The organism is Nostoc sp. 106C (assembly GCF_002154725.1).
Classification (GTDB): domain Bacteria; phylum Cyanobacteriota; class Cyanobacteriia; order Cyanobacteriales; family Nostocaceae; genus Aulosira.
On record NZ_MTAW01000090.1, the window covers coordinates 1 to 11,570 of the forward strand.

At 40.8% G+C, this 11,570-nt stretch carries 9 protein-coding genes; 7 read left to right on the plus strand and 2 right to left on the minus strand.

The features are described from left to right. The first annotated feature begins 635 nt into the window (after positions 1-635). The 4 genes from kdpA (at position 636) to kdpC (ending at position 5,510) form a co-directional block, all read left to right on the plus strand. A complete protein-coding gene (gene kdpA, locus BV375_RS11065) occupies positions 636-2,336 on the plus strand; it encodes a potassium-transporting ATPase subunit KdpA (protein ID WP_086760341.1) in 1,701 nt (566 codons plus the stop codon). Between the two features lie 106 nt (positions 2,337-2,442). Continuing rightward, positions 2,443-4,548 carry a potassium-transporting ATPase subunit KdpB gene (kdpB, locus tag BV375_RS11070; protein WP_086760343.1) on the plus strand — a complete coding sequence of 702 codons (2,106 nt, stop codon included), beginning with the start codon at positions 2,443-2,445 and terminating at the stop codon, positions 4,546-4,548. A 51-nt stretch (positions 4,549-4,599) separates the two neighbouring features. Further along, the gene (kdpF, locus tag BV375_RS11075; RefSeq protein ID WP_086760345.1) at positions 4,600-4,854 is read left to right on the plus strand and encodes a K(+)-transporting ATPase subunit F; all 255 of its coding nucleotides are present in this window, start codon (positions 4,600-4,602) and stop codon (positions 4,852-4,854) included. Positions 4,855-4,907: 53 nt separating this feature from the next. Then, positions 4,908-5,510, plus strand: a complete 603-nt coding sequence (kdpC, locus tag BV375_RS11080) for a K(+)-transporting ATPase subunit C (protein WP_086760347.1) — start codon at positions 4,908-4,910, stop codon at positions 5,508-5,510. Positions 5,511-5,617: 107 nt separating this feature from the next. On the opposite strand, the gene BV375_RS11085 is transcribed toward kdpC, so the two are convergent. Continuing rightward, complete coding sequence (locus BV375_RS11085; RefSeq protein ID WP_208099099.1) at positions 5,618-6,211, minus strand: cytochrome P460 family protein; 594 nt, start codon at positions 6,209-6,211, stop codon at positions 5,618-5,620. Positions 6,212-6,682: 471 nt separating this feature from the next. Between BV375_RS11085 and BV375_RS11090 the strand changes: the two genes are divergently transcribed. The 3 genes from BV375_RS11090 to BV375_RS11100 all read left to right on the plus strand — a co-directional run bounded on the left by BV375_RS11090 (position 6,683) and on the right by BV375_RS11100 (position 11,280). Continuing rightward, the gene (locus tag BV375_RS11090) at positions 6,683-7,108 is read left to right on the plus strand and encodes a ubiquinol-cytochrome c reductase iron-sulfur subunit (RefSeq protein ID WP_086760351.1); all 426 of its coding nucleotides are present in this window, start codon (positions 6,683-6,685) and stop codon (positions 7,106-7,108) included. Between the two features lie 276 nt (positions 7,109-7,384). Next, a complete protein-coding gene (locus BV375_RS11095; protein WP_086760353.1) occupies positions 7,385-9,088 on the plus strand; it encodes an energy transducer TonB in 1,704 nt (567 codons plus the stop codon). A 128-nt stretch (positions 9,089-9,216) separates the two neighbouring features. After that, positions 9,217-11,280: a TonB-dependent receptor gene (locus BV375_RS11100; RefSeq protein WP_086760355.1), complete on the plus strand. Its 2,064-nt coding sequence runs from the start codon at positions 9,217-9,219 to the stop codon at positions 11,278-11,280. A gap of 95 nt (positions 11,281-11,375) precedes the next feature. On the opposite strand, the gene BV375_RS37550 is transcribed toward BV375_RS11100, so the two are convergent. After that, a partial coding sequence (locus BV375_RS37550; protein ID WP_208099100.1) for a hypothetical protein occupies positions 11,376-11,570 on the minus strand: 195 nt, incomplete at its 5' end.

Sequence of the window (11,570 nt, forward strand, 5' to 3'; positions counted from 1 at the left end):
ATAATAGTCTGTCTTGTCCTTCTTTGCTTCCACAATATTAGACCTGAATCCTTACGTAAGTTGCTTTTCTAAATTTTAGTCATTGCAGTATCTGGCGATTGCTTCAATTAGCTTAGCGAAGATTGCTATAGGTGAAAAATAGATAGTTAGATAATCAATTTAATATTTTATAGTCAAACATTTGAAATACTCGCTTACATTTATATTTGGAATTTTATTATTGATGGAAAGAGCAGTAACTATTTTTGCCAAAAATTTTAAATATGCAATATAATTTTTTGCTAACTTCAGTTTCTCTGAGGGTTAAGTAGCCAAAACTGTGTCAGCTTATACTTTACAAGTTAGGGCTGATGTAATAAAAGTATCATGAGCCATTGTAGAGATGAATATATGAAAGTAGCAACATCAGAAAATGTATTGTATAAACAAATAGTAGTCTGGAGAGCCATAAATGAGAAAAAGTAAAATTCAACTATTCTTGATAGAAACTTTAAAAAGCATCTGAAAATAGTAAAAGATAAAGTTACTAAATCCAGATTAATAAATTAAGTTTATATGAGACAGTCTTAGGCAGTTGATGTATTAATTGTCATAATTAGCTATCTAGAAATAAAATTTAATTGAGTAGGAAATACATGGGACAAGGCTTTTTACAAATTGGGTTAACGCTATGTATTGTCATAGCAATTACATCTGTGTTTGGAAGATACATAGCACGTGTCTTCCAAGGAGAAAGGACAGTACTTGACTCCTTAATGAATCCTATAGAACGAGGCATCTACGTACTAGCGGGTGTCAGGCGGAACGATAATATGACAGGTTGGCAGTATGCCAGAGCGATACTGTACAGCAACCTTGTCATGGGCATTGTAGTGTATTTGCTGATATTCTTTCAGAGGTTTTTACCTTGGAATCCTAATGGCTTAGGTGCGCCCACTTGGGATACGTTATTACACACCACTATTTCATTTGTGACAAATACTGACCAACAACACTACTCTGGCGAGACTACATTAAGCTATTTTAGTCAGGTAGCGGCTTTAGGGTTTGTGATGTTCACTTCAGCTGCCACTGGCTTGGCAGTAGGAATTGCCTTTATTCGCGGATTGACAGGCAAGAAGTTGGGGAACTTTTATGTCGATCTGACTCGTGCCATTACGCGAGTATTATTACCCATATCGGTGATTGGAGCGATCGCTTTACTGATATTAGGTGTACCGCAAACATTAGCCCAAACTCTAGTAGTGAAAAATTTAGAAGGAGGGACGCAGTATATAGCTAGAGGCCCAGTAGCATCTTTTGAGATGATCAAAATGTTGGGCGAGAATGGTGGCGGATTTTTTGGTGTTAACTCCGCTCACCCCTTTGAAAATCCCAATGGTGCTTCTAATTTAATAGAAATGATAGCCATGATTTCTATTCCCGCAGCCTTAATTTACACCTATGGTGTATTTGCTAATAACATCAAACAAGCTTGGCTGCTGTTTTGGATGGTATTTGTAATTTTTGTTGTGTTGGTTGGAGTAACAGCAACCGCTGAATTACAAGGTAACCCCCTGATCAATGCCACTTTGGGAATAGAACATCCAAATTTAGAAGGTAAAGAAGTTCGATTTGGCTGGGCACAAACAGCACTATGGGCAGTCATGACTACTGCCACCATGTCTGGTGCTGTCAACGGAATGCACGATTCTTTAATGCCGCAAGGAATATTTTCGACTTTATTCAACTTATTTCTTCAGATTATCTGGGGAGGTCAGGGGACTGGGATAGCTTACTTATTGATTTACGTAATTCTCACCGTATTTTTGACTGGGTTAATGGTAGGGCGCACCCCAGAGTTTTTAGGACGAAAAATAGAAAAACGGGAAATTATTCTCGCCAGTATAGTATTACTGGTACATCCAATAGCTATATTAATTCCCAGTGCGATCGCCTTAGCCTACCCAATTTCCTTAGCTGGAATTACCAACCCTGGTTTTCACGGCATTTCCCAAGTGGTTTATGAATATGCCTCAGCCGCTGCTAACAACGGTTCTGGGTTAGCAGGGATAGCCAATACCCAACCAGCACCTACAGCCTTATGGTGGAATTTGAGTTGCCTATTTCCTCTATTAGCAGGACGCTACATTCCGATTATTGCCATCCTGCTACTAGCTGATAGTATGTCTCGTAAACAAACAGTGCCTGAAACCCCAGGTACTCTGAGAACTGATTCTCTACTATTTACTTGTGTCACAGCTGGGGTAACTCTAATTTTGGGCGTGCTAACTTTTTTCCCTGTTTTGGCTTTAGGACCCATAGCAGAGGGTTTTAAATTAGCCTCTGGCAGCTAGAAGAATGAAGAAGATGAGGAGAATGAGCAGACAAGGTAGAAAATGCTCCTTTGTGGCCTCTCATCTCCCCATCTCCGCGTCGTCCCCCAACTCACTCACCAAATCTATGAATCCAGTTGCAACTACCTCCAAACCTAAATCCTCACGTTCTCGTCATGGCGATCGCCGCCAACCACGCAAAAAAGCGAAAACCAGTGCCAGAGGCATATATTTAAGAGCTATTAAGGACGCTTTTGTCAAGCTAAATCCCAAACATGCAATCAAAAACCCAGTGATGTTTTTGGTTTGGATTAGCATGATCATTACCTTGGCGGTAACGATTGATCCCAGCCTGTTTGGCCCAGTTGAGCAGCAGAACCCGCAACTGTTCAATGGCTTGTTAACAGGAATTTTGTTCTTCACCGTTTGGTTTGCTAATTTTGCCGAAGCTGTAGCTGAAGGAAGGGGTAAAGCCCAAGCAGATGCTTTACGCTCAACAAAATCAGAGACAATCGCCAAAAAACTCGCCGCCGATGGTTCAATTACTGAAGTTCGATCTACCAGCCTCAAACAGGGTGATACTGTCTACGTGGTGGCAGGTGATTTTATTCCCGCCGATGGGGAAGTGATTATGGGTGTAGCCTCAGTAGATGAATCGGCGATTACTGGGGAATCTGCACCAGTACTTAAGGAATCAGGCTCGGATGTTGCCAGTTCTGTAACTGGTGGTACGCGGATTATTTCCGATGAATTGATCGTTCGCATCACAGCCGATTCCGGCAAAGGGTTTATTGACCGAATGATTTCCTTAGTAGAAGGTGCAGAACGCAGCAAAACACCGAATGAAATTGCCCTGACAGTGTTATTGGCAGTACTCAGCTTAGTATTTTTGTTTGTAGTAGCAACTTTGCCTGCATTTGCCTACACAGTTAAAAGTCCAGTCAGCGTCCCAATTTTGATTGCCCTCTTAGTGGCGCTGATCCCTACAACAATTGGTGGTTTACTGAGTGCCATAGGGATCGCTGGTATGGATAGAGTGGCTCAATTTAATGTTATTGCTACTTCCGGACGAGCAGTTGAAGCTTCTGGAGATGTTAACACTCTAGTTTTAGATAAGACAGGTACAATCACCCTTGGTAACCGCTTGGCAGAAGAGTTTATCCCCATCAACGGTCACTCAATGGAGGAAATTGCTAATGTAGCTTGGATAGCTAGTGTTTTTGATGATACCCCTGAAGGCAAATCAATTCTCCGACTAGCAGAAAGGTTCGGCGCTAGGGTAGACTTTGACCCCAACCACGCCCAAGGAGTAGAATTTTCCGCTAAAACCCGCATGAGTGGTACAAACCTGCCAGGTGCGCGTGAGGTACGCAAGGGAGCAGTAGAAGCAATCATCGGGTTTGTACGTTCTCGTAACGGACGAGAAACTTCAGAACTCAATGCCGCCTACGAAAGAGTTTCCCAACAAGGAGGTACACCCCTAGCGGTTTGCTTAGATCGCGAAATCTACGGAGTCATCTATCTCAAAGATATTGTCAAACCTGGCATTCGCGAACGGTTTGACCAGTTACGCCGAATGGGAGTACGTACCATTATGCTGACTGGGGACAATCGAATTACTGCTTCTGTGATTGCCAAAGAAGCTGGAGTTGATGAATTCATAGCCGAAGCTACACCAGAAGATAAAATTTCTGTGATTCAGCACGAACAATCAGAAGGCAAACTGGTGGCGATGACAGGAGACGGAACTAACGATGCTCCAGCTCTAGCACAAGCTAATGTTGGCGTAGCCATGAATACTGGTACTCAAGCAGCAAAAGAAGCCGCTAATATGGTGGATTTGGACTCCGATCCCACAAAGCTAATTGATATTGTCAGTATTGGTAAACAATTGCTAATTACTCGTGGAGCCTTGACGACATTTTCCTTGGCTAACGATATTGCTAAGTACTTTGCAATTATCCCGGTAATCTTTGCCTCTGCTAATTTGCAAAGTCTGAATATTATGAAATTGACCAGTACTAATACGGCTGTGCTATCAGCTTTGATCTACAACGCTTTGATTATTCCAGTTTTAATTCCTTTAGCTTTAAAAGGTGTACAGTTTAAACCTCTGACGGCTAATCAACTGCTGCAACGCAATATCTTTATTTATGGTTTAGGTGGGATAATTTCGCCGTTTATCGCCATTAAATTGATAGATATGCTAATAACAGCAGCAGGATTGACCTAAAAGTTGAAAATTTCTAAACAACTGCCAGGGATGCATAGAATAAAGTAAAAAATGAAGCATAAACTTAATGATTCGGATTTGGTACAGGCAATATCATTTGTCTGGTCACAATGGCGTAAACAACAATTGCCGCTGGCAATATTTATAGTGCTGTGCTTGAATTTGGCAATTGCTCCTGTAGTTTATGCTGCCTCTGATGGCATATTAGAACGTCGCTCTGCTTGGGCAATTGGCATTTTAGGGTTTGTGACAATAGCACTAGTTATTTACTTGTTTGTCGTTGTGTTTCAACCAGAACGTTTCTAAAAATTTAAAATTATTTATCATTGACAATTCAATTCTGAGAACGAATAAATTGTATGTCTATTATTCGAGAAATCATCAGGTCAATTCGTATAACTCTTATACTTTGGTTACTAACAGCAATCATATATCCATTGGCTATTTTAGTAGTGGGTCAAGTTGTTTTCCCATCGCAAGCTAATGGCAGCATCATGCTGAATATAGATGATAAACCGATTGGTTCTGCTTTAATTGGTCAAGTGTTTACATCAGAAAAATACTTTCATGGCCGTCCTAGTACAGTGAGATATAGTCAAGGAAAAAAAGCTAAGCCAACTGGCATTTCTGGCGCTAGCAATCTTGCGCCTAGCAATCCAGAATTACTTAACAGAATTGTCGAGCAGGCAAATCAATTCCGAGACGAAAATATTCAACCTACAGCCGATTTAATTTATACATCTGGCTCTGGCTTAGATCCTCATATTTCCTTAAAAGCAGCTAAACAGCAGTTGGAAAGAGTTGCTCGTGCTCGCAATATTAAAGAAGACGAGATATTACCTTTAATTAATAAATATACTGATGGAAGATTTTTATGGATTTTTGGTGAACCAGGAATTAATGTGCTGCGATTGAATTATGCTCTCGATCTCCAAGAAATCAACAGTCAGCAAAATCAATAAATGTTTTGTTTCTTAGTGCCTTCGTGTCTGCGTTGTTCATGATTTTTTCATACTAAGGCACTAAGACGCTATTCATGGGCGATCGCCTACAATCAAGCATAGAGTTCTTATTCTTTGCGGAACACATAATCTTCAGACTTACCCGCCTGTCTTAAATGGCAAGAAGCACAAGCATTTGTCTTTCCTGGTGCAGCATTTGGCAGGTATGTTTTATCTGGTCGATAACCAATGTACTCCCATTCGCCGCTGCGATCGTCTAGATAATCAGCCCCAAAACCCTTTTCCTTTCGGTGGACAAAAATTGCCGTCAGGGCTTCTCGGATGTATTGCCCTTTTTCATCTTTGAGAATGTTACCATTGGCGTCTTGTTTAGCATGGTAGATTTCCATGACAAACACACTGCCGTAGGGAAAAGTCTTTCCGGGCTTGACAGCGGCGGCAATATCGTTACCACAGATAACACGTACCTGCTTGTTGTCCGGTCGGTCAACAACATATATCAATTTGAATTCATTCTGATAGTTTTCTGGAAATCCTACTCTGTCTATTTGAGGGGCTGGACGTGGAGAAGATATACCAGGAAGATTTGGTGGTAAAGGTGCGGCAGCTTTGGGGTTAGGGGCTTGCAGTAGGCGGGGAATTGCAGAACATGGCGGTAAAGTTTGAGCCACAGATATAGAAGTTGACGGAGAGATGGTCATTGAAAGCATCTCCGCTAAGGCGAATCCAAGCAGCAAAGCGCTTAACAGTACTAGTGCTTTTACCCAGCGCTTGAGTATATACTTAACCATTGGTAAATATCGCATAGAAAATTTAAGTTTATTTTTATAGTTAAATTTGATTCATCGTTGTCAGTTAGACAGAATCAATATAATATATGCCTCAACTAATAACAACGCTTACTGCAAAGTCTTTGTATCACTATGACGAGCGTAAGTTTGAGCACGGCTAACCGTGATAATGATGTTACAGAAGATTTAATATATACTTATGCTTTGGACTGATAAAGTAAGTAATTTACTGGTGCCTAATTACCTTTATAACTTGGGTCTACAGTATTAGACTCGGTATCAAGCTACCTGTGAAGTTAACTGGCTCGCCAGTCCAAAAAAATAAGAATGCTCAACTGTGCAGTTGAGAAGCTCTAAAACTTAACAATTATTTCTGTATCTATGAAACGTCGCGATTTTATCCATTGGGTTGGTTTGGGTTGGTTAGCTAGTTCACTACCTGTAGTAATTGCAGCCTGTTCTTCTCAAACAAAAGCATCAACAAATTCCACATCTGAAGATTGGCAAACAGTCGGTAACTTAGCAGAATTAGATAAGACTGGTCAATTACTTACAGAAAACTCACCTGTAGGCCCTGTTTTGATAATTGGTACATCTCAGAGTGAAAATTTAATTGCTGTTGATCCAACCTGTACTCATAGAGGATGCACAGTGGCATGGAAATCTGAAGCACAGAAATTTATCTGTCCTTGCCATCGCGCAGAATTTGCAGTTGATGGTAATGTACAAAAAGGCCCAGCTAAAAAACCACTCAAAACTTATATTGCCAAGATTGAAGGTAATTCAGTAAGAGTTAGGTCAACATAGGCAATTAATTCAACCAAAATGTTACTGATGTTAGGGATGGGACTATCCAAGGTTTAGCTTTTTCGGTAGATTCTATCCCACTATTTAGAAATATCTAATTTAAGCAAGAATAAAAGGATCACAGAATAATGTAAAATATCTGAAATTTTACTAATTTCAAGTATGAATACTAGGATTTGAAAAAATTGTACTTATTAAAATTAAGATTTTTGACTGACTATGGTTGATTGTACGGTATTCTAATGAAGAAATAATGATAGCAGCTAGCAATAATCTATGAGCTTGTCCAGTACCACTCTGGCGCAGAGAGAAAAAGAAGCTGAGGCTCTTAGGTCTTTTCTCGTCTATAGTTTAATTGGCTCAGTAGTGCTACATATTGGCGTACTAGCCTTAGGTCTTAACGGTTTTTGGCTGAGATTCCCTAAGGTCAAAGATGAACCCATTGAGGTGGCGATCATTGAAGTGCCGAATCAAGAAGTAGCAAAACTTCCAGAAAAAGGGCGATCGCAAACAAAAGGAAATGCTGGTGGTAGCTCAATTAGCGGTGGTGGCGGGGGAAATTTTGCTCAAAAGCAAACTACCACAGGTGCAATAAATTCCTCTTTGATATCTGGAGGAAAACAGTCCGCAGTGCAAACTTCGCAGCAATTGCCACCAAAGAGCATACAACCTACTGCTTCTCCAATACAGAAATTGGCTGATACCTTCAAAACCTCACCACAACAGCCAACATCACCAACGGAACCAGCAAAATCAGTTGCAACAACTACCTCGGTATTGCCTGAGCCGACTGTACTACAAAATCGCTCTATCAAGAAATTAGTTGAACGTTTAAAAAAGCCTTCCCAACAGCAAACATCAACAGAATCCTCAAAACCTGTTGTTCCAGGATCGACTACCTCCCCTACTGCCATCAATCCTCAATCTTCTGGTACAGAGCGATCGCTAACCTCTAGTCAACCTACTAGTACTACTACCAGTAACAGTTCTGGCATTGGTGTTGGTAACAGTTCTGGTAATGGCCTAGCGAAGGTCTCTGGCAATGGTATCGGCAATGGTTCTGGTAATGGTGTCGGCAACGGTTCTGGTAATGGTATCGGCAATGGTTCGGGTAATGGCGTCGGCAATCAACCAAAAAAAGAGGATACAACAGTCGCAACAGCACCAAAATCACCAACAGATAATAACTCGCGATTAGATCGTGCAGATTGCCTTAAATGTGACATCAAATATCCAGATAGAGCCAGACGGCGAGGTGTAGAAGGTAATCCAGAGATAGCTGTTGATACCGATGATAATGGCAATGTCACTCGTGTACGGTTAATTCGTTCTAGTGGCGATCGCGAATTGGATGAAGCAGCTCAAAGAGCAGCACAAGAGTGGAAATTAAAACCGACATCTGGTGGTAGACAAGGCGTACGAGCTTCAGTTAACTTTGCGATGAAAGGATCGCAACGTCACCGCGAACTTCAAGAACGTCAAAGAAAAAGAGAAACAGAAGCAGCGCAGAAAAAACCAGAAACTAGCGCTTCTGTACCAACTCCGATAGAAACTCCTAAACCTAGACAACGCTCAACACAAGGAGTTGTTATAGATATTCCACTCGAAAACTCAACCAGGCGTAGGCGAGAGTCTGTACCTTCCCCACAAACAACACCTCGTAAACGCATAGAATCTGATACAACCAATCCATCTCAGCAAACTACACCTCTTCGTCCACAGCGAACAGAGTCTAATACACCGAGTCAGTCTCAGGAAAGTAAGTCTGAAGGAGTACAAAGAAGGCGCAGACAGTTGGAAGACATCTTGCGCCGTCCACAAACGTCTGATTCCCAAGAAGGTAACTCCGAGAAAGTGCAAAGAAGGCGGAAGCGATTAGAAGAAATTCTGCGTCGTCGTTCACAACCTTCTGAGTTACCAGCAACAAATACACCATTACCTTCCTCCAAAACACCTGCTGGTTCAACAAATAATAATTAATTACTTATTCAGATAGTAGAACTACGACAGCTTGTCTTTTGACATCTGTAAGAAGTAACCGGAAAAATAGTATTTTGTGACTGTTTTTACTTGGTGTGAGAAACGTGAATAAGTGTCTTATTTTGCTAATGCCAGTGATTTTCCAAAACTTACTGGTAGCAGGTCCTGGCTTGGCTTCTGATACTGAAATTAACCAGAAAACTATTTCCAATATTCCCGATCTAAGTGATATTGAGCTACCCTCCACTAATGCTGAACTATTAACGCAACAATCTATATCGGGTAAAATTAGCCAGGAAATTCAGCCAACAGAGCAGCAAACAATAGACCCCACTTCTAAAGATGATGCGGATATTACCATCGAAACAATTGGAGAAAAAGATACTCTACCTCAATCCACTCCAACTTATGTAATCGAGCAAGAAGAAATTAAAAAAGAAGGTGCTCATAGTGTAGCCGATGTTATCAAAAGACTGCCTGGTTTTGCCGTTAATGATGCAGGGCATGGTGCAGATATTCACACAGGTACATACTACCGAGGCGCTTCAATCAATCAATCTGTATTTCTCATTAATGGCAGACCAATTAATACCAATATCAATACTTATCATGGTGGAACTGACTTAAATAGTATTCCTGTAGAGGCGATTGATCGAGTAGAACTATATAGCGGTGCTGCTTCTACCTTATATGGTTCATCAGCCTTTGGGGGCGTTGTGAATATCATTACCAAAGAAGGCTATGGTCAGCCTAAATTAACTAGCAGTGTGGAATTTGGCTCATTGAGTCAAAATAATCAACAAGTTAGTTATGGTGGTTCTACTGGCTCTGTAAAATATAACTTTAGCTTTGAAAGGTATTTTACAGATAACCGTTACCGTGTTCCTGTAGGAGCCGCTAATCGTGATGCACAGGGGTTTTTCTCAAATGCAGATACGGCCACAAGTACTTACTTTGGTACTGTTGGCGTCGATTTAGATAAAAAGAATTCTCTCAGCTTAGATATTACTAAATTAAGCAGTCGTCGGGGCTTAACTTATTTCGGATTTCCGCTACAAAAAGATCGGCTAGACCATGATGGATTAAATGCTGGCTTATCTTGGAAAACTCGTCTAGGAAATGGAGAAAATTCAATCCTGACAACCACATTTGGGTACAACCAAGATTACTTTAGTACTTATGGACCTAGCAGCATATATTACCGTACAGGTGTTTTAGATACACAACAACTGACAGCTAGAGTGGATCATGAATGGAAATTAAGCCCTAATAATCAATTGCGTTGGGGGTTAGATTTAAAAAATACTGACTTAAATGGTAATGTTTTGAGTACAGACCCTAGCAAAGTTGCTAATAATGAAAATGAAAATCGCACTGTATTAAATACAGCATTATTTGCGGTTAATACTTGGAATGTTACTAATAGTTTTCAGGTAGATTTAGGGCTAAGGCAAAGCTTTGATAGTCAGTTTGGGAACTATTTAAATCCTAGTGTAGGTTTACGTTATGCTCTTGCACCAAATTTTGCTGTCCGTGGTAGTTGGGCAGGGGGACAGCACAATCCAGGTTTAGATCAGTTATATGTTTATGATACAGTTCATGGTTGGCTACCAAATCCTGATTTAAAACCAGAAACTGGCTCTTCTTGGACTGCGGGAGTGGATATCAATTTTTCAGAGAATTTAACTGGACAGTTTACTTACTTCGGCAGTAGTTTAGACAATCGCCTTGGAGTAATAGCTGGAAAATGGCAAAACATTGGCTTAGTAGATACTAATGGTTTAGAGGCAGCATTACAATTCAAATTTGCTGCGGGTTGGTCAACTTTTGTTAACTATACTTATACAGATGCCCAAATCAAGACAGGAGATGAAAAAGGCTTACAGTTGGGTCTAATTCCTTACTCTGTACTTCAAACTGGTATTGGTTACCAAAATTCAGGATGGCAGGCTAACTTGTATGTTACTTACAACAGTGGCTCTCGTAGATCTATCTTTGCAAAAGCTGGTGACAAGTCTACAGATTTTGCGCCATCCTTTTTAAATTTAGATTTGAGTGGTCGCATTCCTCTAACTAGAAATTTAGGATTGATAGTCTATTTAGAAAATTTACTAGGTGAACAATACGAGCGTGTTAATCGTATTTACAGTCCTGGGTTTACTTTCCGTATCGGTTTAAGCTCAGAGATATAGGGGGGTGCATCCCAGTTTTTATTTTGCAACGATAATATAACTGTCATTGCGTAAAGCCTTCTCTACGAGAGGCTGCGCCAACGGCATAGCTTCGCTTAGCGCGTAGCGTCTCGTAGAGAGGAGGTACGACGTAGGCGAAGCCTTCCCGTTCGACGAAGTCGTTCCCGAAGGGTAGGGTAGCAATCGCATAAATTTGTTCGTAGTGAGAGATTTTGCGATTGCTTCACTGCACTTCGTTTCGTACCCTGCGGGAAGGCGTTCCGCCAACGCAATGACGTTGTAAAAAAGTG